Annotated in this window: 23 protein-coding genes and 1 pseudogene; 12 read left to right on the plus strand and 12 right to left on the minus strand. The window is 62.9% G+C overall.

Annotated elements, in window-relative coordinates; genetic code table 11:
- Positions 1–12: 12 nt before the first annotated feature.
- From AC0L18_RS27285 to AC0L18_RS27295, 3 genes are read right to left on the minus strand one after another with little or no spacing between them, the layout of a single operon-like run.
- Positions 13–453 carry a GtrA family protein gene (locus AC0L18_RS27285; RefSeq protein WP_473494977.1) on the minus strand — a complete coding sequence of 147 codons (441 nt, stop codon included), beginning with the start codon at positions 451–453 and terminating at the stop codon, positions 13–15.
- The gene (locus AC0L18_RS27290; RefSeq protein ID WP_473494978.1) at positions 446–1,132 is read right to left on the minus strand and encodes a class I SAM-dependent methyltransferase; all 687 of its coding nucleotides are present in this window, start codon (positions 1,130–1,132) and stop codon (positions 446–448) included. The genes AC0L18_RS27285 and AC0L18_RS27290 overlap by 8 nt, the downstream gene beginning before the upstream one ends.
- Positions 1,107–2,162, minus strand: a complete 1,056-nt coding sequence (locus AC0L18_RS27295) for a glycosyltransferase family 2 protein (RefSeq protein WP_473494979.1) — start codon at positions 2,160–2,162, stop codon at positions 1,107–1,109. Before AC0L18_RS27295 ends, AC0L18_RS27290 begins: the two co-directional genes overlap by 26 nt.
- 356 nt (positions 2,163–2,518) lie before the next feature.
- On the opposite strand from AC0L18_RS27295, the gene AC0L18_RS27300 reads away from it, so the two are divergent.
- From AC0L18_RS27300 to lpxK, 6 genes are all read left to right on the plus strand, one after another.
- Positions 2,519–3,862, plus strand: a complete 1,344-nt coding sequence (locus AC0L18_RS27300; RefSeq protein ID WP_027153862.1) for a TldD/PmbA family protein — start codon at positions 2,519–2,521, stop codon at positions 3,860–3,862.
- Complete coding sequence (locus tag AC0L18_RS27305) at positions 3,849–4,658, plus strand: 3'(2'),5'-bisphosphate nucleotidase CysQ (protein ID WP_473494980.1); 810 nt, start codon at positions 3,849–3,851, stop codon at positions 4,656–4,658. Before AC0L18_RS27300 ends, AC0L18_RS27305 begins: the two co-directional genes overlap by 14 nt.
- A 76-nt stretch (positions 4,659–4,734) precedes the next feature.
- Complete coding sequence (locus AC0L18_RS27310; RefSeq protein WP_023802307.1) at positions 4,735–4,980, plus strand: DUF4170 domain-containing protein; 246 nt, start codon at positions 4,735–4,737, stop codon at positions 4,978–4,980.
- 5 nt (positions 4,981–4,985) lie between these two features.
- A complete protein-coding gene (locus AC0L18_RS27315; RefSeq protein WP_128170771.1) occupies positions 4,986–5,774 on the plus strand; it encodes a lysophospholipid acyltransferase family protein in 789 nt (262 codons plus the stop codon).
- Complete coding sequence (gene waaA, locus AC0L18_RS27320; RefSeq protein ID WP_473494981.1) at positions 5,771–7,087, plus strand: lipid IV(A) 3-deoxy-D-manno-octulosonic acid transferase; 1,317 nt, start codon at positions 5,771–5,773, stop codon at positions 7,085–7,087. Before AC0L18_RS27315 ends, waaA begins: the two co-directional genes overlap by 4 nt.
- Before the next feature lies 1 nt (position 7,088).
- Complete coding sequence (lpxK, locus tag AC0L18_RS27325; protein WP_473494982.1) at positions 7,089–8,117, plus strand: tetraacyldisaccharide 4'-kinase; 1,029 nt, start codon at positions 7,089–7,091, stop codon at positions 8,115–8,117.
- Positions 8,118–8,359: 242 nt separating this feature from the next.
- Here lpxK and AC0L18_RS27330 read toward each other — a convergent pair whose 3' ends face one another.
- On the minus strand, positions 8,360–8,593 hold the full coding sequence (locus AC0L18_RS27330) for a DUF2093 domain-containing protein (protein ID WP_027153867.1): 234 nt from the start codon (positions 8,591–8,593) through the stop codon (positions 8,360–8,362).
- Positions 8,594–8,736: 143 nt separating this feature from the next.
- A complete protein-coding gene (locus AC0L18_RS27335; RefSeq protein ID WP_128247848.1) occupies positions 8,737–9,663 on the minus strand; it encodes a LysR substrate-binding domain-containing protein in 927 nt (308 codons plus the stop codon).
- 90 nt (positions 9,664–9,753) lie between these two features.
- Here AC0L18_RS27335 and AC0L18_RS27340 point away from each other — a divergent pair, with 90 nt between their 5' ends.
- Positions 9,754–10,647: a DMT family transporter gene (locus AC0L18_RS27340; RefSeq protein WP_473494983.1), complete on the plus strand. Its 894-nt coding sequence runs from the start codon at positions 9,754–9,756 to the stop codon at positions 10,645–10,647.
- A 44-nt stretch (positions 10,648–10,691) separates the two neighbouring features.
- Here the strand turns inward: AC0L18_RS27340 and AC0L18_RS27345 are convergent, their stop codons facing one another.
- The 3 genes from AC0L18_RS27345 to AC0L18_RS27355 form a co-directional block, all read right to left on the minus strand.
- Positions 10,692–11,225, minus strand: coding sequence for a P-loop NTPase family protein (locus AC0L18_RS27345; RefSeq protein WP_473494984.1), 534 nt, complete (start codon positions 11,223–11,225; stop codon positions 10,692–10,694).
- 103 nt (positions 11,226–11,328) lie between these two features.
- Entirely contained in the window at positions 11,329–13,218 is a 1,890-nt protein-coding gene (gene mutL, locus AC0L18_RS27350) for a DNA mismatch repair endonuclease MutL (protein WP_473494985.1), read from the minus strand.
- A gap of 80 nt (positions 13,219–13,298) precedes the next feature.
- Positions 13,299–14,201 carry a LysR family transcriptional regulator gene (locus tag AC0L18_RS27355; RefSeq protein ID WP_473494986.1) on the minus strand — a complete coding sequence of 301 codons (903 nt, stop codon included), beginning with the start codon at positions 14,199–14,201 and terminating at the stop codon, positions 13,299–13,301.
- A 104-nt stretch (positions 14,202–14,305) separates the two neighbouring features.
- Between AC0L18_RS27355 and AC0L18_RS27360 the strand changes: the two genes are divergently transcribed.
- On the plus strand, positions 14,306–15,298 hold the full coding sequence (locus AC0L18_RS27360) for a zinc-dependent alcohol dehydrogenase family protein (protein WP_473494987.1): 993 nt from the start codon (positions 14,306–14,308) through the stop codon (positions 15,296–15,298).
- 15 nt (positions 15,299–15,313) lie between these two features.
- Here the strand turns inward: AC0L18_RS27360 and AC0L18_RS27365 are convergent, their stop codons facing one another.
- Positions 15,314–16,216, minus strand: coding sequence for a LysR substrate-binding domain-containing protein (locus tag AC0L18_RS27365; RefSeq protein WP_473494988.1), 903 nt, complete (start codon positions 16,214–16,216; stop codon positions 15,314–15,316).
- Between the two features lie 92 nt (positions 16,217–16,308).
- On the opposite strand from AC0L18_RS27365, the gene AC0L18_RS27370 reads away from it, so the two are divergent.
- The 3 genes and pseudogenes from AC0L18_RS27370 (at position 16,309) to AC0L18_RS27380 (ending at position 20,342) form a co-directional block, all read left to right on the plus strand.
- Positions 16,309–17,859: a trimethylamine methyltransferase family protein gene (locus AC0L18_RS27370; protein ID WP_473494989.1), complete on the plus strand. Its 1,551-nt coding sequence runs from the start codon at positions 16,309–16,311 to the stop codon at positions 17,857–17,859.
- 42 nt (positions 17,860–17,901) lie between these two features.
- The gene (locus AC0L18_RS27375; RefSeq protein WP_473494990.1) at positions 17,902–19,551 is read left to right on the plus strand and encodes an ABC transporter substrate-binding protein; all 1,650 of its coding nucleotides are present in this window, start codon (positions 17,902–17,904) and stop codon (positions 19,549–19,551) included.
- A gap of 96 nt (positions 19,552–19,647) precedes the next feature.
- Positions 19,648–20,342, plus strand: a pseudogene (locus AC0L18_RS27380) (corrinoid protein).
- Here the strand turns inward: AC0L18_RS27380 and AC0L18_RS27385 are convergent.
- Genes AC0L18_RS27385 through AC0L18_RS27395 form a run of 3 tightly spaced genes read right to left on the minus strand, consistent with a single transcriptional unit; the run spans position 20,337 to position 23,805 of the window.
- Entirely contained in the window at positions 20,337–22,322 is a 1,986-nt protein-coding gene (locus AC0L18_RS27385) for an oxidoreductase (RefSeq protein WP_473494991.1), read from the minus strand. The pseudogene AC0L18_RS27380 and the gene AC0L18_RS27385 sit on opposite strands and share 6 nt — an antisense overlap.
- A 43-nt stretch (positions 22,323–22,365) precedes the next feature.
- Positions 22,366–23,160 (minus strand): pyrroline-5-carboxylate reductase family protein, encoded by a 795-nt coding sequence (locus AC0L18_RS27390; protein WP_473494992.1) that lies wholly within the window; start codon positions 23,158–23,160, stop codon positions 22,366–22,368.
- Between the two features lie 15 nt (positions 23,161–23,175).
- The gene (locus AC0L18_RS27395) at positions 23,176–23,805 is read right to left on the minus strand and encodes a TetR/AcrR family transcriptional regulator (RefSeq protein WP_027153879.1); all 630 of its coding nucleotides are present in this window, start codon (positions 23,803–23,805) and stop codon (positions 23,176–23,178) included.
- Positions 23,806–23,952: 147 nt separating this feature from the next.
- Here AC0L18_RS27395 and AC0L18_RS27400 point away from each other — a divergent pair, with 147 nt between their 5' ends.
- The gene (locus AC0L18_RS27400) at positions 23,953–25,989 is read left to right on the plus strand and encodes an oxidoreductase (RefSeq protein WP_473494993.1); all 2,037 of its coding nucleotides are present in this window, start codon (positions 23,953–23,955) and stop codon (positions 25,987–25,989) included.
- Positions 25,990–26,027: the final 38 nt, after the last annotated feature.

Raw genomic sequence — 26,027 nt, forward strand, 5'->3', positions numbered from 1 at the left:
GAAGGTCATGGATCAGGTGGAGCGGTCGCCGTGCTCGCCGGGTCCTCGCTGCGCAAAAACCCATCGGTCGAGCATGAGAAGATTGACCGCCGGAACAAGCAGGCATGTAACCACAATGGCAATGATCGGCGGCAGGCCGAGTTTCGCCGTCAAAATCGCCGGCGCCGCGTAAGCCACGGCAAAGCCTGTCGCCGTCAGCAGGAGAAAACGCGCGGCTTCCGATCGATGCGGTCCATTCGACATGAAGGTTACCGATTTATGGGCGAAATATGAAAACACGGCAGCCGCGGCGTAAGCCGCGAGCGACGCCTGGACCGGCGAAAGGCCGATCCATTTCGATTCGACCAAACCGATAGCCAGGGCAGCATACAGGATTGTCGCGGCGATGCCGACCAACCCGAAGCGCGCCAGCAGCTTCAGCCCGGCACCGGCAGTCGAACGGTCCTCAGACATGCGCGCTGCACGCATACTGGGCCCCGAGCGGCAGAGGCGCGAGCAGGCGCTCGAGTCGTCTGGCGAAGGACCTGGCCGACGGCAGCAGCAGGAAGTGCTCGGATCGGATATCCTGAAAACCCGTCTCCTGAAAAAGCGATCTTGCTTTGGCGGCGTTGAGCAGGACCGCGTCCTGGTCGAACGGACACCGCAACACCGCGAGACGCGTCAGCGGATTATAAGGGTTGTGCTCGATGATGCAGGCGACGCCGCCCGGCCGCACGACACGCCGCATTTCCCGGAAGAAATCGAGCCAGGAGGCGGGCGGAACGTGATGGACGACGCAACTGGCGAAAGCCAGATCGAACGCGCCGTCGCCATAAGGCAGGCGCGGCGTCGTGCAGGCCCTGTAGGTCACACACGGATTGTCCTGGCCGGCGCGCAGGATCGATTGTTCCGAGACGTCGCAGCCATCCAGGCTCTCGAACGCGCCTTCGAGATAAGGGTGGAGCGACCCGACGCCGCAGCCGATATCCAGCGCCCGCACCCCGCCCTGTCGAAGCCCACGCTCGATGGCGAGACGCCGCAGCAGGTCGGCCTTGGCGATCAGAAAAAAGTCGTGCCTGAGTCCGGAAAACCGGATGGATCCTGCGACCGCCTCGCCATAGTTCGATTTATAGCTGTCGAAGAGTTCGGCCATCAGCCGAGGCTCCGTTCCTGGGTTTTCGAAACGGTCGACGGCCCTCACTGGCGGCACGCATCGCCTTGTCGAAGCCGGCCACCCGCTCGATCACGTAAAGCGGACGGCGTTTCACCTCGGCGTGGATGCCGCCGACATAGAGCCCGACCACGCCGGTCATGAAAAGATTGATGCCGCAAAGCAGCGACACGATCACCACGGTGGATGTCCAGCCGGCAATGATGCCGGTTTCAAATATCCAGGCGAAGATGGCGTAAATGCCGAACAACACCGCAAGCGCGGAGATCGCCAATCCACCCCACAGCGCCATGCGCAGCGGCTTCTCGGAGAAGCTGACGATGCCGTGAACGGCAAGGTGCATCATCTTCCAGAATGGGTATTTGGTCTGGCCAAGGGTCCGCGCCGGGCGTTCGAAAGGCACCGCCGTCTGCTTGAACCCCATCCAGGCGAACATACCCCTGACGAAACGGTCGTGTTCGGGCATTTGCTTGAAGGTTTCCAGAGCCTTGCGCCCGACCAGGCGAAAATCGCCGACGTCGCGGGGGATGTCGACCGACGTCATCTTCTCCAGCAGGCGGTAGAAGAGACTCGCCGTCAGGCGCTTGAACCAGGATTCGCCCTCACGCTTGACACGGCGGGCATAGACGATCTCGAAGCCTTCCTTCCACTTCGCCACCAGATCGAGGACCACCTCCGGCGGGTCTTGCAGGTCGGCATCCATGACGATGACGGCATCACCCGCAGCCGCATCCATGCCGGCGGTGATGGCGACCTGATGGCCGAAATTGCGGGAAAGCTCGATCAGCCGGAAGCGCGGCTCGACGGCGACGACGTTGCGAAGGTATTCGACGCTCCCATCGAGGCTGCCGTCATCGACGAAGATCGCCTCAGTCTCGCCGTCCAGCCGGCCGATCAGCGAACTGATCCGCTCGATCAGTCGCGGCAGCACCTGTTCTTCATTGTATATGGGAAGGACCAGCGAGTACCGCGGCGGCGACACGTTCACCGCAGTCCTGATGCTTTGGATCACAGGGTCTCGCATGCCATTGAAAATGGAACGAAAGCTACAAAGTTCCAAGGACATACAAGAAATCGCTAAATTTAGCGGTTTCGGCCAGGTGCCGATCATGCGTGGAAAGGAACACAGGCGTTACCGCAATCGAACGTCCACTTGTGGTCGGAGCACGGCGTCAATGGGCTATCGCCCCTCCCAAACCGCCGCGAAGCAACCTTTGAGGACCCGCTTCGATCATGCCGCCCAAAACCGGGTGTCTGCTGGCCGATCTACCCCGCTTGCCACTTCTGCCATTGCACAAGCCACATCAGAACAATAGATGGTGCGGAGCGGCCGCCCCTTATGTCAGGCGGAAAAACAGGACTATGCGCATGACCGATACGCTGGACTCAGCGAAATTGACCGACCGGGTCGCGGCCCTGGTCGAGGCTGCCAAACGGGCCGGCGCCGACGCCGCCGACGCGGTTGCGGTGCGCGGCCGTTCGACCGGCGTGTCGGTGCGGCTTGGCAAGGTCGAGGGCACCGAGGCGTCCGAGAGCGAGGATGTCTCGCTGCGCGTCTTCGTCGGCAAGCGGGTGGCGAGCGTCTCGGCAACCGCTGCCTCCGATCCGAAAGCGCTAGCCGAGCGCGCCGTGGCAATGGCGAAAGTCTCGCCGGAAGATCCCTATCAGGGCCTCGCCGATCCGGCCTTGCTGGTCAAGAAGCCGCGCGACCTCGATCTGTTCGATCCGACGGAAGTCTCGGCCGACCAGTTGAAGGAAGCGGCGCTGGCCGCGGAAGCGGCGGCCCTTGCCGTCAAGGGCGTTACCAATTCGGCCGGCAGCGGCGCCAGCGCCGGGCTTGGCGGGCTGGTGCTCGCCACCTCGCATGGCTTCGTCGGCCACTATGTCGCCTCGCGCTTTTCGCGCTCGACCAGCGTCATCGCCGGCGAGGGCACCGGCATGGAGCGCGACTATGAATACTCCTCGCGCCAGCATTTCTCCGATCTCGACGCGCCCGAGGACATCGGCCGCAAGGCCGGCGAACGCGCGGCGCGGCGCATCGGCGCGCGCAAGGCGGCGACCGGGCCGGTCGATGTGGTGTTCGACCCGCGCGTCGCCCGCGGCATTGCCGGGCATCTCGCCGGCGCCATCAATGGCGCCTCCGTCGCGCGCAAGACCAGCTTTCTGCGCGATATGATGGGCAAGCAGGTGGCGGCGGCCGCGATCACCGTCACCGACGAGCCGCTCCGGCTCCGTGGCCAGGCGTCGCGTCCGTTCGACGGCGAAGGCATCGAGGGTGAAAAGCTGCTTATGGTTGAGAAGGGCGTTTTGAACCACTGGTTCCTGTCGACCTCAGTCGCGCGGGAATTGGGGCTGACCACCAACGGGCGCGGCTCGCGCAACGGCTCCTCGGTCTCGCCGTCATCGACCAATCTTGCCATCGAGCCGGGCGAGCGGACGCCCGAGGACCTCATCAAGTCGCTCAAATCAGGTTTTTACGTCACCGAAGTGTTCGGCCAGGGCGTCGACATGGTGACTGGCGAGTACAGTCGCGGCGCTTCCGGCTTCTGGATCGAGAATGGCGAGCTCGCCTATCCGGTTGCGGAAGTGACCATCGCCTCGAACCTGAAGACGATGTTCCTCAACATGGTTCCGGCGAGCGATCTCGATCGCAATTTCGGCACCGCCGCACCAACGCTGCTGATCGAAGGCATGACCCTTGCCGGAGCTTGACCAGGTCGCCTCCGCCGCCGGGGCTCGTGAGGATCTGCCGCTGCTGCGCGACGCTGCCCGCGAGGCGGGCGCCATCGCCATGCGCTATTTCGGCAACAATCCGCAAGTGTGGATGAAGGGCGGCACCTCACCGGTGAGCGAGGCCGATCACGCCGCCGACGCCTTTCTGCGTCAAACCTTGCTTGCAGCGCGGCCGGACTATGGCTGGCTGTCGGAGGAGACGGCCGACGATCCGGCAAGGCTTGCCGCCCGCCGCACCTTCGTCGTCGATCCGATCGACGGCACGCGCGGCTTCCTCGAAGGCCTGCGCTCCTGGTGCGTCAGCGTCGCGGTGGTCGAGGACGGCCGCACGCTTGCCGGCGTGCTCGAATGTCCCGCCACGGAGGAGACCTATTGGGCGCTGCCCGGTGAGGGGGCATTCCTGAATGGCCGGCGCATTGCCGTGCGCCGCCCGGCAGCGATGGTCGAAATTGGCGGGCCGAAGCCATTGATCGCCCTGATGCCGGCGCAATGGCAGGGCCGGCTGAGCCGCGTGCCCTATATTCCCTCGCTCGCCTACCGGCTGGCGATGGTCGCCAATGGCCGGCTCGACGCGACCTTCGTCAAACCCAGCGCACATGACTGGGACATCGCCGCGGCGGATCTCATCCTGAGCGAGGCCGGCGGCGCGTTGCTCGACCAGAAGGGCCGCGCACCGCGCTATGCCGGCGAAGTGATCCAGCACGGCGCGCTGGTTGCCGGCAGCGGCGAACTGCTCGCCGTCCTCTCCGCCGTCGTCGCAGGGCTGGACGGCTGAACGTATCATCAATGGTTCCAAAGTCGGCGGCTTTGGTCTAGACCTGTCACAAACTCACGATATGTGAAGGACCGACATGACCGCGGAAGACGGAAAGAAGCAGCTTTTGCACCTGGTGTTCGGCGGCGAACTGAAGACGCTTGGCGGGACAGAATTCCGTGATCTCGAGACGCTCGATATCGTCGGCATCTATCCGGATTATCAATCCGCGCAAACGGCGTGGAAAGCCAAGGCCCAAGCCAGCGTGGACAATGCCCACATGCGTTATTTCGTCGTTCACCTGCACCGGTTGCTCGACCCCGAAAACAAGCCTGCCGGTTGACATGGATGGATCATGAAGGCGTGAAAGGGCCGGCCACGAGGTCCGCGGCAAGGCGGCGTCGCGGTGGCACCCCGAAGACATTCTGGCGCAAGATACGCGAACCGCTGGCGCAATCGCGATTCGTCAAGAACGCCATCGCCAGCCTGTTTGCGCAGTTCGTTCGCCTCGTCCGCCTGACCAATCGTGCTGTCGACGGATCGGCGCAGATGTCGGGCGGCGCCTACTCGCAGTTCGAACCCGCCATCATCGCGCTGTGGCACGGCCAGCATCTTCTGACTCCGGCCTACTATCCCGGGGGACGGCCAGTGGTCGCCATGGTGTCGCGTAGTGCCGATGCCGAGCTCAACGCACTGATGATCGAGAAATTCGGGATCGAGGCGGTGCGCGGCTCGGGTGGACGCGAAGGCTCGAAGCGTCGCGACAAGGGCGGCGCCAAAGCGCTGATCGCCCTGAAAAAGTCACTCGCCACCGGCAAGAACGTCGCCATGATCGCTGACATTCCGCATGGCACGCCGCGCGACGCTGGGCTTGGCATCGTTCTCCTGGCGCGGCTTTCGGGCCGGCCGATCCTGCCCGCCGCCATCGCCACCAGCCGCCGCAAGGTGCTGGAGCGCAGCTGGGACAAGACCACGATCAATCTGCCGTTCGGCCGCTCCTCTATCGTGCTTGGAGCGCCGGTATTCGTTCCGGCCAATGCCGACGAGGCTGAAATGGAACGCAAGCGCCAGGAGGTCACGGCCGCGCTCAACGCCGCGACCGCCGAGGCCTACCGCCTCGTGGATGGCCCAAAATGAGCGAGCGCTGGGCGCGCACTTTCCTGACCGCGTATCGTTTCGCAGGCGCAGCCGCCTATCCCCTGGTCGGGCCCTATGTCGCCTGGCGCACCTCCAGAGGCAAGGAGGATCGAATTCGCCGGCGCGAGCGCTATGGCATCGCCGGGCGCGAGCGCCCCGAAGGGCCGCTGATCTGGATCCATGCGGCGAGCGTCGGCGAGACGATCGCCGTCGTACCGCTGGTCGAGAGCATCCTCGATTTCGGTGTCAACATCGTGCTGACGACGGGGACTGTCACCTCCGCTCAGGTTGCCGAGGAACGGCTCGGCGACCGCATCATCCACCAATACGTGCCGCTCGACCTCAAGCCGGCGGTCAGCCGCTTCCTCGACCATTGGCGGCCGGATCTGGCGATCATCGCCGAATCGGAGATCTGGCCGATGACCATCCTCGAGCTCGGCGCACGCCGTGTGCCGCAGGTGCTGGTCAATGGCAGGCTGTCGGACCGTTCGTACAAATCCTGGAAGAAGCGCGCCAACATCGCCGAGGCGTTGTTCGAGAATCTCGCCCATGTTGTCGCCCAGTCGGATGTCGACGGCGAGCGCTTCCTCTCGCTCGGCGCCCGGCCGGTCACCGTATCCGGCAATCTCAAGGTCGACACCACGCCGCCGCCGGCCGATGAAAGGGCGCTGTACACGTTAAAGCGCCAGATCGGTGCCCGCCCGACCTGGGCGGCGATATCGACCCATGACGGCGAGGAGGCGGTCGCCGCCGAGGTTCACGCGATGCTGCACAAGCGTCACCACGGTCTTTTGACCATCGTCGTGCCGCGCCATCCCGATCGCGCCGAAGCGCTTGCCGCGCAGATTTCCGGCATGGGCCTGAAACTCGCTCGGCGCAGCAAGGGCGACCGGATCATCGCCGATACGGACATTCTGCTCGGCGACACTATGGGCGAGATGGGGCTTTATCTCCGGCTGACAGAGATCGCCTTCGTTGGCCGGTCGCTCACCTCGGAGGGCGGCCAGAACCCGCTGGAGCCGGCCATGCTCGACACGGCGGTGCTGGCCGGCCGCAATGTCCAGAATTTTCGCGAGACCTATCAACGCCTGCTCGACAGCGGCGGCGCCAAGCTGGTGCGCGACCGCGACATGCTGGCCGGCGCCGTCAATTTCCTTTTGACCAACGAGGTGGCTCGCCACGAGATGATGGCCGCCGGTGCGGCGACTGTCGAAGAGATGCGCGGCGCGTTGGCGCTCACCTTGAAGTCGCTCGAACCCTACATTCAGCCTTTGGTCGTCAAATCGCGCCTCAAGGGCGCCAACGGCCGTTAAGATGGCCAGCGAAGCGCCCCCCTTCTGGTGGGAAGAACCGGACTGGCGGGCGCTGGCGCTGGCGCCGCTGTCGGCTGTCTATGCGCTGGTTGCCGGCCGCCGCATGCGCTCAGCGGCGCGCGAGAAGATCGAGGCGCCGGTGCTTTGCGTCGGCAACTTCACCGTCGGCGGCACCGGCAAGACGCCGGTGGCGATCGCACTGGCCCGGCAAGCCAGGCGCATGCAGCTCAATCCAGGTTTCCTGTCGCGCGGCCATGGCGGCTCCTTCGCGCGGCCGCATGTCGTCGATCCGCACCATGACGCCGCCAAGCATGTCGGCGATGAGCCGCTGCTTTTGGCTAAGCACGCGCCGGTCGCAGTGACGCCGAACCGTGCCGCCGGCGCACGCCTCCTGCTGGAAAAGCATGGCTGTGATTTCCTGATCATGGATGACGGTTTCCAGAGCGCGCGCATCCACATCGACTATGCGCTGGTCGTCGTCGACGCACGCTACGGCGTCGGCAACGGCCGCGTCATTCCTGGCGGCCCGCTCAGGGCTGGCATCGTCGACCAACTGGTTTTCACCAGCGCGCTGCTGAAGATGGGCGAGGGCCTTGCTGCCGATGCCGTCGTTCGCCAGGCGGCGCGCGCCGGTCGGCCGATCTTCGAGGCGCATACGCTGCCAACCAGCAAGGCGGGGCTGGCCGGCAAGCGATATCTGGCCTTTGCCGGCATCGGCCACCCCGACAAATTCTTCGACACGGTCCGTCAGGCCGGCGGCGAGGTTGCGCTGGCCCGGTCGTTTCCTGACCATCATTTCTATGGCAAGGACGAACTGGCCGAACTGGCAATGACAGCGCGAGGTGCCGGACTTGGCCTCATCACCACCGCCAAGGACGCCGCCCGGCTGCGCCACGATGCCGCGTCGGCCGATTTCCTCGGACAGCTCGATGTGCTGGAGATCAACACCGTGTTCGATCCCGACCACGTGCCCGAACGCATCATTGACGAGACGCTGGATGCCTGGCGGCAGCGCAAGCTGCAGGGCTGATCTTGGAGCATTGCGTCGTTGGTAGAGCTGTTTGACGCTGGCGGGACAGCGCCCTCCTCTGTCCTGCCGGACATCTCCCCCACAAGGAGGGAGATCGGCCGTCACCCCGGCTTTCGCCAATCACCAACGTCGCAGGATGAGCAGGGCGCTAAAGCTGCCGATCTCCCCCCAAGTGGGGGAGATGCCCGGCAGGGCAGAGGGGGCGCGAAGGATCGCTACTGAACGGCTTTGATGGCGCCGCCCTAACGTCGGCTGCGCAGTTCGGGATGTGCCTCGATCTCGCGGCGCAGCGAGGCCGCGGCACTCACATAGGGCTCCTGCCTGGCGACGCTCCAGTATTTGAGCTCATCGAGCGGGATGCTTTCGCCGGTGACCGCACAGCGCACGAAGGCGCCGGGGCTGGTCACCTGGAAGTCGCCGTCCAGGTAGCGGATACGGGCTTCCTTGCCGCCGGGGCCTTCAAAGCGATTCATCATGACATGGAGCCAAGGTTCATGACGATGTCATCGCCACAAAATGCCGGCAAGGTCAAGCTCCGAGCGAGGCAAGATTGGCTTCAGTCGGCTTCGTTTCGAACGGCAACCAGCCGGGCAGGCCGGCAAAGTGAATGCCCCGCATCCTACTGCTCGGCTGCGATGAAATCCTCGATCTTTTCCGCCGCCAGTCCGGCCTGGGCCGCGATGCGCCGGGCAAGCTCGGCTGCGGCGGCGCGCGGGCGCCCGATTGGCCGGTCGAGCCAGTAGGATATCGGGCTGAGGACGACGCGCTCGTCGGCGGCGATGATACGGCCAGACTTCAGTTGATCCTCGGTCATCGGCGGCCGCGCCAGCGCGATGCCGAGACCATGGGCTGCGGCGCCGAGCACCAGATTGTAGTCCTCGAAACGGCGGTCCTGCGGACGCGGGCGGTAATCGATGTCCTGTGCGGCAAACCAGGCACGCCAGGCCGAGGCGTCGGAATCGTTGATCAGCGGGAATTTGAGCAGCCGGGCAGGGTCGCCTCGGCCGATCTCGCGGGCGAGGTCCGGCGAGGCGACCGGAAACACATGTTCCTCGAACAGCTGCACCGAGACGCGGCCGGGGATGCGGCCGCGGCCGCAGCGGATCGACAGATCGATGCCCTCGTCGGCAAGGTCTGCCTGGCGGATATCGACGTCGAGCACGATGCGCAGCCTGGACGGATTGTTTTCCAGCGCCGCCATGCGCGGCATCAGCCACAGCCCGCTGACCGAGGGAATCGAGGTTAGCCGCACCACGGCGGTGCCGCGCGGCTCGATCCAGCGGTCCGAATTGCTCGATATCAGCGCGAAGGCCTCAGTGGTGCGCAGATGCAGGCGGTTGCCTTCGATCGTCAGCGAGACACCTCGCGCGCCGCGATCGAACACTTTCAGCCCGAGCCAGTCCTCGAGCTTGGCGATCTGCCGGCTGACGGCGCCATGGGTGAGGTTGAGTTTTTCGGCAGCGGCCGAAAAGCTGCCCGTCCGTGCCGCGGCGTCGAAGGCGCGCAGGGTTTCGAGCGGCAGCATCGCGTCTGAGCTGTGATCCATAATCACAGCTGACCCTCGATTTGGTCGTTTGTCAACCGATCGGGAAAGGCGCTTTGTATGTTTGAGGACATGAAACGCGGGATTAATGAAATGAACGCTTGTACCGGCACGTTGAATACGACACAGCGGATCGACACCACGGCGGCCATTGCGGTGGCGTTGACGGTGGTCGGCTGGGCCTCCGCCTTTCCGGCGATCCGTGCCGGCCTCGTCGCTTTCGGGCCGCTGGAACTTGGCGCGCTGCGCTTCGCCATCGCGGCGGTGCCGGCGGCAATCTTCCTCGCCGTCAAGCGGCCGGCGCTGCCCCGGCTCGATGAATTGTGGCGCTTTGCCTTCGGCGGCGCCGTCTTCGTTGCGCTGTATACGGCGATGCTCAATTTCGGCGAGCTGACCGTCTCGGCGGGTGCTGCCGGCTTCATCATCAATGTCAGCCCGATCTTCACCGCGATCATGGCGATGGCGCTGCTTGGCGAACGCTTCTCGGGCCTGGCCTGGGCCGGCACATTCCTGTCCTTCGCCGGCATCGGCATCATCGCCATGGGCGAGGGGCAAGGGTTGCATTTCAACAATGGCGCGCTGCTGGTCCTCGGCTCAGCGCTGTGCTCGGCGGTCAACACCATCGTGCAAAAGCCGCTGTTTGCCCGCCATCATCCACTGACCATTTCGGCCTCGAACATGCTGCTCGGCGCGCTCTGCCTACTGCCCTTCCTGCCGAACGGCCTGGCGCAGGCGGCAGTTGCCGATACCGCCGGTCTCGGCGCCGTCGTCTTTCTCGGCATCGTGCCAAGCCTCATCGCCTACGCCGCCTGGGCGACAGCACTTTCCCGGCTGCCGGCGGCGCGCGCCTCGAATTTCCTTTATCTGGTTTCGCCGGTGGCGACGCTGATCGGCTTCTTCTGGCTGGGCGAGGTGCCGACGCTGCTCGGCATCATCGGTGGCGCGCTGGCGCTCGGCGGCGTCATCGTGGTCAATTTGAAGAGGTGAATCAAATAGTTGTAAGATTTTCCTGAATCGAAATGACCGTTTGGTCAGCGCCTGGGCGTTGGTTCGCGAGCAAGCGAGCTTACGAAGCCTGATATCTGACGGCTGCCACGCAGTCTCATCACCGGCACGAGCGGTCCACTGGCCAACCGCTCCGCCTCGATGTGCGGTCGACTCTTGCGATCGAAATTCCAGACGTAGCGCAGAAACGACAAAAATTCTTTGTCCAGCCTCTCGCTGCATCCTACCGGGAGATCAGGCCGAGGCCGGTTCAATGCGCTACGCAATACGATCCGGCTCAAACAGGTTGTGCGACGGGTGTCCAGCCAGACAATGAGGTCAGCTCGGGGAAGCCTTAAATCGAAAGTCTGCCGATAATAGTTTCCCTCGCACACCCAGTCGTCACCAGAGATGGCCTCGTTGACGCGTGCGCGGAAAACCTCGTTTTGCGGTTTGCTCCAGCCTGGCCCCCAGAAAAGCTTGTCCAAATGCACGACCGGCAATTTCAGCCTTTCGCCCATTTCCCGTGCAAGAGTTGATTTGCCGCTTCCGGCATTTCCGAGAATTACGATCCGTTGCACAGCGCGACCTCAGACAGCTTTGGTTCCTCGCCCGGTGAAACGGGGGAGAGGTTGCCACGAAGCGGCCGGTGAGGGGCATAGATCCCGCCAAACCAGTAGCTCTTCACCGCCGCCCAAACAATCTCTCAATGTCGGCGAGCCTGAGCTCGATATAGGTCGGGCGGCCGTGGTTGCAGGTGCCGGACCCGGGCGTCGCCTCCATCTGGCGCAGCAGCGCGTTCATCTCTTCCGGCTTGAGCAGGCGGCCGGAACGCACCGAGCCGTGGCAGGCCATGGTCGCAGCTATTTTGTCCAGCCGCTCTTTCAGCGTGTCGACGGTGTCGTTGTCGGCTATCTCGTCGGCAAGGTCGCGCACCAGCTGCTGGACATTGGTTTCGCCGAGCATCGACGGCGTCTCGCGCACCGCGACCGCACCCGGGCCGAAGCGTTCGACGGCGAGGCCGAAGCGGGCCAGTGTTTCGGAATGCAAGGCGAGCCGCTCTGCATCCTCTTCCGGCAGATCGACGATCTCGGGCAAAAGCAGCATCTGCGACGGCACGGCGCGCGCATGCAATGCGTTCTTCAGTGCCTCGTAGACCAGCCGCTCATGCGCCGCATGCTGGTCGACAATAACAAGCGAATCCCTGGTCTGCGCGACGATATAGTTCTCGTGCACCTGCGCGCGTGCGGCACCCAGCGCCATGCCGAGCAGCGTCTCCGCCGCTTCGTCTTGTCCGGCGCGCGCGTCGGCGCTGTGAAGCGAACCGGCATCGAACGCCGCCTGATCGTTTTCGCCGAAGCCGCCATTTGCAGATCCTGCATCGTCAAGGCCCCAGCCTTCCGAGCCCATATCCAGCGGCCGTTGCGGCGAGCGGGCCGGATCGAAACCGGCGAAGCCGGAGGCCCGGTAGGCCGCTTCGTAGCTGCGATGGCCGTTGGCCGGTCCTGGATGCGCATAGGATGCTGCGCCTGGCCGGAATGCCGCCATCATGCCGGCCGCCCCTGATGTGGCGGCACGGATGCCGGCATTGGCCAGCGCCTCGCGAATGGCGCCGACGATCAGCCCGCGCACCAGCCCCGGATCGCGAAAGCGGACGTCGGCCTTGGCCGGGTGGACATTGACGTCGACGATGGCTGGATCGAGCGTCAGGAACAGCACCGTCACCGCATGGCGGTCGCGCGGCAGCACGTCGGCGAAGGCGCCACGGATAGCGCCGGCAATCAGCTTGTCGCGCACCGGCCGGCCGTTGACATAGGCGTATTGCTGCAGCGCGTTGGCGCGGCTGAACGACGGGATCGAAACGTGGCCGGCAAGATGCACACCGTCGCGCATGGCGTCGATGGCGATCGCGTTGGGCGGAAAGTCGGCGCCCATCACTTGCGCGACGCGGCGCAGCCGGCCTTCCGGGCTGTCGTCGGTCGCCGGCAGTTCCAGCGTCGAGCGGTCGGAACCGGCCAGCGTGAAGCGCACGGCCGGGAAAGCGATCGCGATACGCTTGATCACGTCGCTGGTCGCCGAGCTTTCGGCGCGCTCGCCCTTCATGAATTTGAGCCGCGCCGGCGTGGCGAAGAACAGGTCGCGCACCTCGACCGTGGTGCCGCGATTGGCGGCCGCCGGCTTGACGGCGGACACGCGCCCGCCCTCGATGCCGATCTCGGCGGCGCTGTCGCCGTTGGCGGGGCGCGAGCGGATCGACAGCCGCGCCACCGAGCCTATCGACGGCAGCGCTTCGCCGCGAAAGCCGAGCGAGTGGATGTCGTGAATGTCATCGGCGAGCTTCGAGGTGCAATGGCGTGCGATCGCCAGCGGCAGTTCCTTTTCCGGGATGCCTGAGCCATCGTCGGTGACGCGGATCAGGTTCAGCCCACCGCCGGCGGTGACGATCTCTATTCTCGCAGCGCCGGCATCGAGTGCGTTCTCGACCAGTTCCTTGACCACGCTTGCCGGACGCTCGATGACTTCGCCGGCGGCGATCTGGTTGATCATCGTTTCGGAAAGCTGGCGAATGGGCATGGGGATACTATACGCGGATTCGTCGCCCAAGCGGGAGGGGCGAATTCAGGAATCCGCGCCGCTCACCGTGCTCCTGCATTTCACGTCATCAGCCTGGGCAGTGCCGCTGCCAGCGCGTCGACGGCAAGGCGGACCTTCAGCGGCAAGTGAGGCGTCTGCAGCCAGAGCGCATAGGCGTCGTAAAGAAATCCCGGCTGTTCCGGCAACAGCACGACAAGTGCGCCGGCCTGAATGCGCTCACGGACCAGCCAGTATGGCAGCCAGGCGAGCCCCATGCCGGCTGCCGCAGCATCGGCGATCGCAGCGAGGTCGTCGAACCGCAGCCGGCTGACCGGCATGACCTCCAGCGCAGGCTGGCCGTGGCGCGGAAACAACCACGGTTGGACGACACGGCCCGAACGGCGGTAGATGATGGTCTGGTGGCTGCCGAGATCCTCTACCCGCCGTGGCTGCCCGTGCATCTCGAGATAGGATGGCGACGCGCAGACGACCATGCGCTGGCGCGCGACGCGACGCGCCATCACGCCGGCCTGATCCTCCAGATTGCCGGTCCGGATGGCAAGATCGCAGCCATCCTCTGCAAGATCGGCGATGGGATCGCTGAAAGACAGGTCGAGTCCCAGAGCGGGATATCGCTGCGCAAGCTCCAGCAGCATCGGGGCAACGCAGCGCCGGCCGAAGTGTACGGGCATGATGACGCGCAGCTTTCCGCGTGGTTCGGAAAATTGATCAGCCGCCAGTGCATCCGCAGCTTCGGCTTCAGCGAGTACCAATCGGCAGCGCTCATAGTAGGCGCGCCCGAAGTCGGTCAGGCTCTGGCGGCGTGTGGTCCGGTTGATGAGGCGCACGCCCAGACGCTCCTCGAGAAACCGGACATGCTTGCCGACCATCGGTCCGGACAGATCGAGAGCGGCAGCAGTCGCCGCGAACGAGCCAAGATCGATGGTTTTGACGAACACGGCCATGCTCGTAAGGCGATCCATATTCAAAACTCCCAGTTTCTACTGTCTTGCCCAAGCAAGCATTTATCTGCCGGATGGCCGATGGCATAGCATATTCGGTTCAAATATTTTGGAGTTATGGCCGCATGGCACGTGTTGTTCGCTTTCATGAGCATGGTGGTCCCGAGGTTCTGCACATCGAGAATCTCGATATTCCCGCGCTCGGTCGGGGCGAGATTCAGATCCGGGTCAAGGCATTGGGTCTCAACCGGGCCGAGGCGCTGCTGCGTTCGGGCACTTATATCCAGACGCCGCCGTTGCCTTCCGGTCTTGGCCTTGAGGCAGCGGGTGTCGTCGAAGCGGTCGGCGAAGCCGTGCACGGTTTTGCGCCAGGTGACGCCGTCAGCGTCGTGCCGCCATTATCGATGGCCCGCTGGCCCGCCTATGGTGAGATTGCCACATATCCCGCCCATCTCGTGGCCAAGCACCCGCCATCGCTTACCTGGGAAGAGGCGGCAGCCGTCTGGATGCAATATCTCACCGCCTATGGCGCACTGATCGACATTGCCAAGCTCAGCAGAGACGACTTTGTCGTCATTACCGCGGCATCGAGCAGTGTCGGACTTGCCGCGATCCAGATTGCCAACATCGTTGGTGCGACCGCGATCGCGGTGACGCGGACATCTGCCAAGAGACAGGCCCTGCTCAAGTTCGGGGCGGCCCATGTCGTCGCTTCAGCGGACGAAGATCTGGAAGCCCGGCTGAAGGAAATCGCCAGTCCGGACAACATCCGAGTGGTTTTCGACGCAGTCGGTGGCCCGATTTTCGAACCTCTGACGGCGGCGATGGCACGGGGTGGCATTCTCATCGAATATGGCGGCTTGAGCCCCGAGCCGACGCCGTTCCCGCTGTTCGCTGTGCTGGCCAAGACGCTGACGCTGCGCGGCTATCTCGTCCACGAGATCACTGGCGATCCGGTGAAGTTGGAAGCTGCCAAGGCGTTTATCCTCGACGGATTGATGTCGGGTTCGCTAAAGCCGGCAATCGCCAGAACCTTTCCTTTCGAGCAGATCGTCGAAGCGCATCGCTTTCTCGAGTCGAACGAGCAATTCGGCAAGATCGTCGTGACGGTTGGTTGAGCATTAATGGGAGCCTCACGCCTGCGCCGCCAGCCAGTCCCGCACCTTGCGGGCATTGTCGCTGAGCTCGCGGGTTCTCGACCAGATGACATGAAAGCCCTTGCCGGTCGTCATCGTGTGGCCGGTCGCACGCACCAGCAGTCCCGACGCCAGCAGGCGCTCGGCGAGGTGGCCCCAGCCGAGTGCGATGCCTTGCCCCTCCATGACCGCCTGGATCACCAGCGCATAATCGTTGATGCGCAAGCCGCGCCCGGCATCGGTGATGTTGACCCCGGCCGAGGCGAACCACTCGTCCCAGCTCGCGGCTTCGCGAAACGGCTCTTCGAGATGGATGAGCCGGTGCGATGGCAGATCCTCGACGCTCTCCGGCAGTCCGAACCGCGCCACATAGCTCGCGCCGGCAACCGGGAATATTTCCTCATCGGCGAGCGGCAGCGAATGATAGTCCCGCCATTCCCGGGGTTCGCCGCCACGAACGCCGAGGGGAATGTCTTCGGCGATGATGTCGAGATCGCGGTCGGCGGTCTGGATGCGCAGGTCGATGCCCGGCAGTTCGTCGCGGAACTGCTGCAGGCGCGGCATCATCCAGAAAGAGGCGAAGGCGGTCGAGGCAGCGAGCGTCACATGGCCGCCGGTCGCCTGTAGGCGCAAATCCTCCGCCGACTTGCGGATGTGCGACAGGCCGAGCGAGACGTCGGCGTGGAAACGCTCGCCGGCTTCGGTAAGGCTGACCTGACGATGGCGGCGTTGAAAGAGTTTCGCGCCGAGCTGCTCTTCAAGCCCGCGGATAGCATAGGACACGGCAGCCTGCGTCATGCCGAGCTCCCGCCCGGCGGCGGTAAAGCTCGACAGCCGGCCGGCGGCCTCGAAAACGATCAGGCTGCCGGCCGAGGGCAGCAGATGGCGCAAGCTTCGCATAAGCTGAGCTTATACAAGTGATCAGGATTTTCCAGCGTCACAGCCATATTTCCTCTCGCTAGGCTGGTCGTCATTGGGAGGATAGAGTTGCCATGAACGCACCGGCCGCCGAAGTCACCGAACACGCCAGCCGCCGAGGTGGCGGCCGCCTGGGCCGCAAGGCGCTGCGGGGAACTCCGATGGCGTCGTTTCCGACGCTGGTTCGCAACATACCCGCATACCAAATGGTCCCGGACGAGGCTGTCGAGCTGATCCACCAGGAGTCGCTGTCGATCCTCGAAGAGGTTGGCTGCGAGTTCCGCGACGATGAGGCCATAGCCCTGTGGCAGGCCGCCGGAGCCGATGTCTCTGAGACGCGCGTCCGCATTGACCGCGCGCTCTTGATGGAGCTGGTGTCGAAAGTCCCGCCGGAGTTCACGCTCAATGCGCGCAACCCTGAGCGCTCGGTCCGCGTCGGCGGCAAGAATTCCATCTTCGTGCCGATGTACGGCGCGCCTTACGTGCGCGACCTCGACAATGTCAGGCGCTATGGCACGCTCGCCGATCTCAACAATTTCCATAAGCTCGCCTATATGGCGCCGGCGCTGCATTCGTCGAGCTCGATCATCTGCGAGCCGATGGAAATTGCGGTGCCGAAGCGTCACCTCCACATCATCCATTCGGCGTTGAAGCATTCCGACAAGCCGTTCATGGGCATCGTGACATCCAGGGAACGCGCCGAAGACACGATGGCGATGGCAGGCATCGTGTTCGGCGAGGATTTTGTCCGTGACAACCCGGTGTTGGTCGCGATCACCAATTGCAACTCGCCACTGGTATGGGACGCCACCATGCTGGACGCGATGAAGGTCTACGCGCGTCACAACCAGCCGTTGATCCTGGCGCCGTTCGCGCTGTGCGGCGCCTCGACTTCGGCCTCGGCTGTGGGAGCGGTGGCGCAGGTCAATGCCGAAGCGCTGGCGGGCGTCGCCTTCACGCAACTGCTGCGTCCGGGTTCACCGCAGATCTACGGACAGTTCATGGTCACGGTCGACATGAAGACCGGCGCGCCGATGGGTGGCACGCCCGAGGCCGCCCAGATGATGTATTTGATGGGAGCACTGGCGCGGAAATACCGGCTGCCCTGGCGCACGTCGGGCTTCCATGTCGGATCGAAACTCAACGACGCCCAGGCGGGCTACGAGGCGAACATGCTGATGCATGCCGCCATCCTTGCCGGCGCCAACTACATCTGGCACTCCGCCGGATGGCTCGAGGCCGGCCTGACCTGCGGCTATTCAAAATTCGCGACGGACTGCGAACAGCTTGTCGGCTGGTACAAATATGCCGGCGGCCTGCCGTTCGACGACTTCAAGGAAGCGATGGCGGCAATCCGTGAGGTCGGGCCGCAGGGCCACTTCCTCGGCACCCAGCACACACTCGAGCATTTCCAGTCCGCCTTCTTCATGCCCAGCATCATGGACTTCAATTCCTACGAACAGTGGAAGGCTGAAGGGGCAAAGGACCACGACACGCGCGGCCGCGAGAAAGCGCGCAACATGCTCGCCGATTATGAGGAGCCGAAGCTCGATGACGGCATCGCCGATGGTCTCAAAGATTTGATCGCGCTGCGCGAGGAGAAGCTGCCGGACAGCGTTAGTTAATCCACGGGCGAAGACCCAAAGGCAACCATAAGGGAGGAAATAATGGCACTCTTCAGAAACAACGGTGATCGTGTCCCCAGCGTTATCGAGGCGATGGCTGAAGAAGCCCGCTCAGGCCGGATGGACCGGCGCGAGTTTCTGGCGCTGGCAAGCGCGTTCGGGGCATCGACTGCCCTTGCCTACGCTATGATCGGTCTTGCGGTGCCGGGACGGGCTTTGGCCGAAGAGCCCAAGAAAGGCGGAACGCTGCGCGTATCGATGTCGGTAAAGGCGCAGAAGGATCCGCGTACTTACGACTGGGTCGAACTTGCAAACATTTCGCGCTGCTGGCTCGAGCCGCTTGTCCGCTACACCCGCGAATTCACTTTCGAGCCGGTCCTGCTCGAGAGCTGGGACGTCAACGACGACGCCACCGAATACGTGCTGCATCTGCGCAAGGGCGTCACCTGGAACAATGGCGACGCCTTCAACGCCGACGACGTGGTCTACAATCTGACGCGCTGGTGCGAGAAGGATGCCGCCGGCAATTCGATGGCCGCGCGCGTCGGTGCGCTGATCGACGTCAAAACCGGCAAGGCCAGGGACGGGGCGATCACCAAGGTCGACGAGAACACGGTCAAGCTGACGCTGAACGAACCTGATATCTCGCTGATCCCGAACTTCACCGACTATCCAGCGCTCGTCGTCCACCGCAAATTCGATGCCGATGGCGCCGATCCGCTCGCCAAGCCGATCGGCACAGGGCCTTTCGAGCTTGTGTCTTATTCGGTCGGCCAGAACGCGGTCGTCAAGCGTCGCGAGAATGGCAAATGGTGGGGCGGTGAAGCGCCGCTCGACAGCGTCGAATTCATCGACTACGGCACCGACTTCAACGCCTCGGTGAATGCATTCGAATCCGAGGAAATCGACGTCAATTTCGAGACGCCCGCCGACTTCATCGACATCCTCGACCAGATGGATCTGGTGAAATCGGAGGTCGCGACAGCAACCACGCTCGTTGCCCGCACCAACATCACGCACAAGCCTTATGATGACCAGCGGGTACGCAACGCCCTGCAAATGGCCGTCGACAACAATGCGGTGCTCGAACTTGGCTACGCCGGGCGCGGCACCCCAGGTGAAAACCACCATGTCAGCCCGATCCATCCGGAATATTTTCCGCTGCCCAAGAAGACACGCGATGCGGCCGGCGCCAAGAAGCTGATGGCCGAGGCCGGACAGGCCGATTTCGAGCATGAACTGATCACCGTCGAGGACGATTGGCAAAAGAACACCGGCGACGCGATTGCCGGCCAGCTGCGCGATGCCGGGATCAAGGTGAAGCGCACGGTGCTGCCGGGGTCGACCTTCTGGAACGACTGGACGAAATACCCCTATTCCATGACCATCTGGTACATGCGCCCGCTCGGCATTCAGGTGTTGGCGCTCGGTTATCGCACCGGCGAGGCCTGGAATGAGACGGCGTATTCGAATCCTGATTTCGACGCCAAGCTCAAGCAGGCCCTCTCACTCATCGACGTGGAGAAGCGCCGCGAGGTCATGAAGGACGTCGAGCAGATCCTGCAGGATTCTGGCGTCATCATTCAGCCGTTCTGGCAGAAGCTGTACAGCCACATGAACAAGAAGGTGAAGAACTACGCGGTCCACCAGACTTTCGAGATGGATCTTCAGAACGTCTGGCTGGACGCCTGAGTTAGCTCCCAAGGCTGGCAATGACCCGCCGGCACCCGTTGCAGAAAACAGGTGCCGGCGGACCGCAAGCCATTGAAATCAGTGAGTGCGTCAAACATGGCCGACGACGAGATCATCCTTTCCGAGCTTTCCGACGACGAACTCGTGCAGCAGATGCACGACGACCTTTATGACGGGCTGAAGGAGGAGATCGAGGAAGGCACCAACATCCTTCTCGAGCGCGGCTGGGCGCCTTACAAGGTGCTGACCGAGGCACTGGTCGAAGGCATGCGCATCGTCGGCGAGGATTTTCGCGACGGCATCCTGTTCGTGCCGGAAGTGCTGTTGTCGGCCAACGCGATGAAGGCGGGCATGTTCATCCTGCGTCCGCTGCTTGTCGCCACCGGCGCGCCGAAGCAGGGCAAGATGGTGATCGGCACCGTCAAGGGCGACATCCACGATATCGGCAAGAACCTTGTCGGCATGATGATGGAGGGCGCCGGCTTCGACGTCATCGACCTCGGCATCAACAATGCGGTGGAAAAATATCTCGACGCCATCGAACAGCACCAGCCTGACATCATCGGCATGTCGGCGCTGCTGACGACGACCATGCCCTACATGAAGGTCGTCATCGACACGATGAGGGAAAAGGGCATCCGCGACGACTACGTCGTGCTGGTCGGCGGTGCCCCGCTCAACGAGGAATTCGGCAAGGCCGTCGGCGCCGACGCCTATTGCCGCGACGCGGCCGTGGCAGTCGAACCGCCAAGGATTTCATGAAGCGCAAGCACAATGTGCGCGTATCATAGCCGCAAGGCAACTTTCCGTCCTTCGTGGAAGGCGTAGGGCGCCTGGCGCGGAGCGACGGCGTCGCCGACCTCTATGAACGGCCGGGGGGTCTTTTCCAGCTCTTTCGCCAGCCAATTCGCCGCCACATTGGTGGTTGCAAGTACAAGGCAATCGCCAGGCACGAAGCTTTCTTCACGCGTGTTGTGGTCAACGATGGTCACGCCGTCCCCGTGCCATTCCAGCACGCTGACATCCAACAACCATGTGACGCCAAGCTGGCGCAATGTCCGTCGCAGCGGGAAATCGGCAGCCGTCCGCTGCAGTTCCTTGCCGACCAACGGATCGGGCGTGAGAATGGTCACTTGATGGCCATCCTCGGCAAGTTTCCAGGCGGTGCCACAACCGCGCCAGCCTCCGCCCTCGTCGAGCAAAAGCACGTGCTTACCCGGCCGCACAACGCGGGCCATGACGGATTCGATCGAGAAGACATTGCCCCTTTCTATGCCGGGCAGGCTCGGCACTGCCGGCAAAGCCTTCTGAAAGCCGGTGTCGGGAGACACCGACCCCGTGGCCAGGATAACGGTGTCAGCTTGGAAAGAGGCGATTTCCGAGGCCTCGACGTAGGTGTTCAGTCGTACGTCGACATTCAGTTTGCTGAGCTGGCGTTCATACCACCCGAGAAGGTCGAGGATTTGCCCGCGGCGCGGCTGCAGTCCTGCGAGCAGAAAGTTCCCGCCCAGCCTACTGGAGGCTTCGGCCAGCACCACGTCGTGCCCTCGCTCGGCGGCAACCCGAGCCGTCTCGAGGCCGGCGGGACCGCCGCCGACGACAAGCACCCGTTTCTTGATGGCAGCGGACGTGAACCGGTCACCACCCCATTCAAACTCGCGCCCCGCAGAGGGATTGACAAGGCAGCTGATCCAGTAGTCGCGCGAACGACGGCCCCAGCACATCTGGTTGCAGGATATGCATCCGCGCACATCCTCGGGCCGGTCTGCCGCGGCTTTGCGTGCCAGATGCGGATCGGCGATCTGGCCCCGGACGATCGAGACCAGATCTGCAGCCTTCTCGCCGAGCACGGTTTCGGCGTTTTCAGGCGTCCTGATGTGGCTTTCGGCGACCACGAGGGCCTTCTTGACCGCGGCCTTGAGGGTCGTCGCGAGATCGGTGCCAAGCTTCTCCGGATAGAGAAACGTCGGCATTATCTTGTAGAAATCGAGGTAGCTGCCAGTGCCGCAGGTCACGTAATCGATCAGCCCCTGCTCATCGTGCAGCCGAATGATCTCCGCCAGTTCCTGGCGACTGAGCGCTACTGTGTAGTCGGGTTCGTCGCTGACCGAGAGTCCAATGATGAAATCGAGGCCGCATGTTTCGCGGATGCGGGTTAGGATTTCGCGCGAGATCCGCGTGCGGTTGTCGAGCGACCCTCCCCATTGGTCCTCGCGTCGGTTTGTCCAGGGCGTCCAGAACTGATCGACCAGTCCGAGATAGGCAGCCCAGACTTCGACGCCGTCGAAACCGGCTTCCTGGCAGCGGCGCGCCGCCTGAACGAAGCTGTCGATGGTTTCCCAAATCTCACCCTCGGACATGGCGTGGGAACCGTCGCTGTCATGATAGCTCGGCAGGCCCGAGGGCGACCAATGCGCATGAAATGAATTGTCCGAATCCCCGTGCGCTCCGATGTGATAGAGCTGCTGGATGGCGATCGCCCCGTGGTCCTTGATTGCGCGTGTGACCTGCTGGAAATGAGGAATGACGCTATCGTCGCCAGGTCGAAAATTGCCGCGTGTCAGGACGGCGGCCTGATGGACGGGCATGGGTTCGACAACAATCATGCCGGCCCCACCGAGCGCTCGCTCGGCATAGTAGGCAACGTGTCGTTCGGTCGGCACGCCATTTTCGGCCATGTTGGCGGTATGAGCCCCGAACACGATCCGGTTTCGGAGCGTGCGACTGCCTAGCTTTGCAGGTGAAAACAGATGCGGAAAGAGTTTTGACATAGTTCTCACCAGCGGTCGGAGGGAGGCCCGGCTCGTTCGGCAGTCAGGTGGCTTGTCCCATAGTCACGGATTTCTGGAGCGCCGCGGCAAGGCCGTCTGCCACGGCAGATTCAAACCCGGCTGCGCGCATGGCCTCGATCGCTGCCGCGGTGGTGCCGCGGTAGTCGAGGAAGGTCTGGACGATATCTTGGGGATTGTCTGGACGAGCCTCGAGGAGTTTTCCGGTTCCAACAAGCACCGCGCTGACGCTCCGCCGGGCAATATCTGGATCCATTCCTCGGCTGAGGGCGTCGTCTATCATCGCCGACGCCAAAAGCGCCGGAAACGCCGGGCCGGATCCAGTCAGGCCTGTCAGATAATCGATATCTGCTTCGCTTTTGACTTCATCGGCCGCGCCACAGGCCTCCAGAATCCGGCGAACGACATTGCGGTCATCCGCGGTGATGCTCTGAGAGCTTATCCAGGGAGTATAGGAATTCCGCACCTCTGCCGCTGCATTCGGAAGCGTGCGGACGACGCGGTCGGTTTTAAGACGTCCCGCCAGTTGGTCGAGAGTGATCCCGGCCATAACCGACACGGCGAGCTTGCCGGACGCAGCAATGTCGATGGCAGGCCAATCCTGGGGCCGGACCGAGACGATGATGACATCAGATCGATCCACCAGTTCCTGGTTGTCCCCGGTCCATGTAGCGTTTGGCAGAAAGTCGGGTTGCCCACTTCTATGAGAGAGCGTGAGGTGCTCTGCGGCGACTGTTTGCGCATCAATAATGGCCTCGGCGATAGCGCGTCCAAGCCAGCCACCTCCGCCGATTATTCCGATGCTCAGGGGTTCACCCATTGTCGAAACGCTTCCTCAGCCCGCCGAATGGCCGTGTCTGGCGAAGAACCGGTCGAGTTCGCGCTTCCGCGGGGCCTTACCTGTAAAAATCTCCACGTACCCGGGAATGCGCTTCATGCGGTCCGCGAGATCTTCGCTGGTCTGCATTGAGATGTAGCCGATCTGCACGAGGTAGATGGTGCGCGCTCGAACATCGGCTGAGCCTTCGTCGTAACCAAAGCGGACAAACATCTGGCTCAACGCATCGAGACGCGTCTGGTCGGCTTTCTGCACTTCCGCCAGGATGTCAGGGGATTGAAGCGCCCAGCTTCTGACTGCGAACTCGAACTGGGAATCGAACAAGGATTTGTCGAGCCAGCAGTCGAAAACGTTCAGCATCGCTTCGGCGACCGTCTCGGCATATGCCTCAGCCTGCTTGACGAGGTTGCCGGTGTTCTTGTCCCGCCAACGGGTCACGAGGGCAGCCAACAGTTCTTCTCTATCCTTGAAGAACCAATAGAAGCTGGTGCGCGACAGGCCCAATTTCTTGGCCAGTGGCGATATTCTCACCGTGTCGACGCCGGATTCAAGAAGCAGGTCGTAGGCGGCTTCAAGCCACCCCTCAGGCGATCCGCGCCATCCGCTATCGTTCGAAATTTGCTCCATGAGTGATCAGCCTAACAAAATATCAAAGTGAAAACCAGCAAAATGTACACACATGTCGACTCTATCGACTTCTCAGAAGCGAAACTTGACATGCATGTACATTTTCGATAGCGTTCGCACTTGCCATCTCAGCCCGGAGTCCGTCAGATGTCGAGCGATCCCCTCCTGCAGCCGTACAAACTCAAGCATTTGACCCTGCGCAATCGCATCATCGTGACCTCCCACGAGCCGGCTTATCCGGAGGACGGGATGCCGAAGGAGCGCTATCTCGCCTATACGGTTGAAAGGGCGAAGGGCGGTGTGGCGATGACGATGACAGCCGGGTCCGCTGCGGTCTCGAAGGACAGCCCCCCGGTTTTCAACAACCTGCTCGCCTACAAGGACGAGATCGTGCCGTGGATCAGGCAGATGACAGATGCGGTGCACGAAGAGGGCGCCGCCATCATGATCCAGCTAACCCATCTTGGACGGCGTACACGCTGGGACAAAGGTGACTGGCTTCCCGTTCTGGCGCCGTCCCATCATCGTGAAGCCTCCCACCGCGCGTTTCCCAAGAAAATTGAAGACTGGGATATCGAGCGCATCATCAAGGACTTTGCGGACGCCGCTGAGCGGATGAAGGCGGGCGGGATGGATGGCGTCGAGTTGGAGGCTTACGGCCACCTGCTCGACCAGTTCACGTCTCCTCTCACGAACGAACTTGACGGCCCTTATGGCGGTTCGCTTGATAACCGCATGCGCTTCTGCATGGATGTCTTGAAGGCGATCCGGTCACGGGTCGGCGAGGACTTCATCCTGGGCGTGCGATATACTGCGGATGAACGTCTCCCCGGTGGCACTGGCAAGTCCGAGGGCATGGAAATCTCCAAGCGTCTCAAGGAAAGCGGACTGATCGATTACCTCAACGTGATCCGCGGGCACATCGATACCGATGCGGGCCTGACGGACGTCATTCCAATTCAGGGAATGGCGAATGCGCCGCATCTTGATTTTGCCGGCGAGATTCGTGCGGCAACCAACTTCCCAACTTTCCATGCAGCGAAAATACCGGATGTGGCGACTGCCCGGCACGCGATTGCGTCGGGTAAGGTGGATATGATCGGCATGACGCGCGCGCACATGACCGACCCTCACATCGTGCGCAAGATCATCGAAAAGCGCGAAGACGAAATCAGGCCATGCGTGGGCGCAAACTATTGCCTTGACCGTATCTATCAGGGCGGGGCGGCATACTGCATTCATAACGCCGCGACTGGCCGTGAGCTGACCATGCCGCATATTGTCGCCAAGGCCGACAGCCGCAAGAAGATTGTCGTGGTCGGTGCAGGTCCGGCTGGCCTCGAGGCCGCCCGCGTGGCGGGTGAGCGGGGACACGAGGTCGTGGTCTTCGAGGCCGCCAGCGACCCTGGCGGGCAGATCCGGCTGACAGCGCTGAGCCCGCGCCGCAAGGAGATGATGAGCATCATCGATTGGCGCATGGCCCAGTGCGAAAAACACGGAGTGACCATCAGGTTCAATGCCTGGGCGGAAGCCGAAACCATCGAGGCGGAAAATCCGGACGTTGTCATCGTCGCAACGGGCGGGGTGGCGCACACCGACGTCCTTTCCAAGGGCAACGAGTTCGTGGTGTCGTCTTGGGACATCATCTCCGGAGACGCAAAGCCGGGAACCAATGTCCTCATCTTCGACGACGCCGGTGACCACGCCGCACTACAGGCCGCGGAATTCCTCGCCGGCGCCGGAGCGAAGGTTGAAATCATGACACCGGACCGGTCATTCTCACCCGAGGTCATGGCTATGAACCTCGTGCCCTACATGAGGTCTCTTCAAAAACTCGATGTGACCTTCACCGTTACCTATCGGCTCGAGTCAGTTGAAAAGAATGGCAATCAGCTCATTGCAAATGTCGGCAGTGACTACGGCGGCATATCCAAACAGCGCGTCGTGGATCAGGTTGTCGTCAATCACGGCACCATTCCGCTGGACGACATCTATTTCGAACTGAAACCGAAATCGACCAATCTCGGCGAGATTTCGCAAGATGAGCTCATCGCCGGGCAGCCGCAGTCGGTGGTGCGGAATGCGCAGGGCCAATTCCAACTCTTTCGTATCGGCGACGCCGTTTCAGCTCGCAACACCCACGCCGCGATCTACGATGCACTGCGACTGGCGAAAGATATTTAACATCCGGCAACGGACCATAGCGTCCGCTCACAACAAGG

Source organism: Mesorhizobium sp. WSM4819, from assembly GCF_055811215.1.

Bases quoted from the DNA above. Each gene is read 5' to 3' on its own strand.
- AC0L18_RS27385 (WP_473494991.1), bottom strand. From the start codon at position 22,322: ATGTCAAAACTCTTTCCGCATCTGTTTTCACCTGCAAAGCTAGGCAGT.
- AC0L18_RS27370 (WP_473494989.1), top strand. From the start codon at position 16,309: ATGAACGCACCGGCCGCCGAAGTCACCGAACACGCCAGCCGCCGAGGT.
- AC0L18_RS27330 (WP_027153867.1), bottom strand. From the start codon at position 8,593: ATGATGAATCGCTTTGAAGGCCCCGGCGGCAAGGAAGCCCGTATCCGC.
- AC0L18_RS27290 (WP_473494978.1), bottom strand. From the start codon at position 1,132: ATGGCCGAACTCTTCGACAGCTATAAATCGAACTATGGCGAGGCGGTC.
- AC0L18_RS27340 (WP_473494983.1), top strand. From the start codon at position 9,754: ATGAACGCTTGTACCGGCACGTTGAATACGACACAGCGGATCGACACC.
- AC0L18_RS27300 (WP_027153862.1), top strand. From the start codon at position 2,519: ATGACCGATACGCTGGACTCAGCGAAATTGACCGACCGGGTCGCGGCC.
- AC0L18_RS27390 (WP_473494992.1), bottom strand. From the start codon at position 23,160: ATGGGTGAACCCCTGAGCATCGGAATAATCGGCGGAGGTGGCTGGCTT.
- mutL (WP_473494985.1), bottom strand. From the start codon at position 13,218: ATGCCCATTCGCCAGCTTTCCGAAACGATGATCAACCAGATCGCCGCC.
- AC0L18_RS27315 (WP_128170771.1), top strand. From the start codon at position 4,986: ATGGATCATGAAGGCGTGAAAGGGCCGGCCACGAGGTCCGCGGCAAGG.
- AC0L18_RS27285 (WP_473494977.1), bottom strand. From the start codon at position 453: ATGTCTGAGGACCGTTCGACTGCCGGTGCCGGGCTGAAGCTGCTGGCG.
- AC0L18_RS27335 (WP_128247848.1), bottom strand. From the start codon at position 9,663: ATGGATCACAGCTCAGACGCGATGCTGCCGCTCGAAACCCTGCGCGCC.
- waaA (WP_473494981.1), top strand. From the start codon at position 5,771: ATGAGCGAGCGCTGGGCGCGCACTTTCCTGACCGCGTATCGTTTCGCA.
- AC0L18_RS27360 (WP_473494987.1), top strand. From the start codon at position 14,306: ATGGCACGTGTTGTTCGCTTTCATGAGCATGGTGGTCCCGAGGTTCTG.
- AC0L18_RS27400 (WP_473494993.1), top strand. From the start codon at position 23,953: ATGTCGAGCGATCCCCTCCTGCAGCCGTACAAACTCAAGCATTTGACC.
- lpxK (WP_473494982.1), top strand. From the start codon at position 7,089: ATGGCCAGCGAAGCGCCCCCCTTCTGGTGGGAAGAACCGGACTGGCGG.
- AC0L18_RS27310 (WP_023802307.1), top strand. From the start codon at position 4,735: ATGACCGCGGAAGACGGAAAGAAGCAGCTTTTGCACCTGGTGTTCGGC.
- AC0L18_RS27375 (WP_473494990.1), top strand. From the start codon at position 17,902: ATGGCACTCTTCAGAAACAACGGTGATCGTGTCCCCAGCGTTATCGAG.
- AC0L18_RS27365 (WP_473494988.1), bottom strand. From the start codon at position 16,216: ATGCGAAGCTTGCGCCATCTGCTGCCCTCGGCCGGCAGCCTGATCGTT.
- AC0L18_RS27395 (WP_027153879.1), bottom strand. From the start codon at position 23,805: ATGGAGCAAATTTCGAACGATAGCGGATGGCGCGGATCGCCTGAGGGG.
- AC0L18_RS27355 (WP_473494986.1), bottom strand. From the start codon at position 14,201: ATGGATCGCCTTACGAGCATGGCCGTGTTCGTCAAAACCATCGATCTT.